Here is a 544-nt window from a genome sequence, read left to right on the forward strand (position 1 = left end):
ACAAGCGCGGCAAGTCAGCATGAGACTGTAGATCACGGCGCTGGCCTTGGCACCCTCGACGCTGTCGCTGAACAGCCACGATTTTCTTCCGGTCGCAAATACTCTGATATCGCGTTCAAGAATGTTGTTGTCGATCGGCATTCTGCCGTCACTGGTATAGCGCGTCAGATACTCCCACTGGTTTAGAGTGTAGGACACGGCGTCACCCAGCTTGCTGTCCGGCAAAACCTTTGGCGCAATGGTGTCGAGCCACATCTTCAGGGCGTTCAGGACGGGCAAGCTATGCTGTTGGCGGAAACTGCGTATGCAGTCGGCCTTCGTCTCCCCAGGATCTGGGGCCTTGTCTCTTGCCTGCTTTTCGATCCGGTAGAGTTGCTCGAAGAACCGGAGCGCCTGTTCCGGCGGTCCGCCTCCATTCTTGCGGGTCTTGAGGGCCTCGACAAAGCGCCGCCTGGAATGAGCCATGCATCCGACATGGGTGGAGCCATTGATGGTGCGCCAGGCTGTGTAGCCATCGCTTACCAATATGCCGCGATAATCACCG

The 544-nt window shown here is 57.5% G+C and carries 1 protein-coding gene; it reads right to left on the reverse strand.

Features of this window, described 5'->3' with window-relative positions; all coding sequences use genetic code 11:
• On the reverse strand, window positions 1-544 hold a 544-nt coding region (gene tnpC, locus ACQZ51_RS23660), incomplete at both ends, for an IS66 family transposase (protein WP_448780993.1).

Source organism: Agrobacterium sp. CG674, assembly GCF_053521645.1.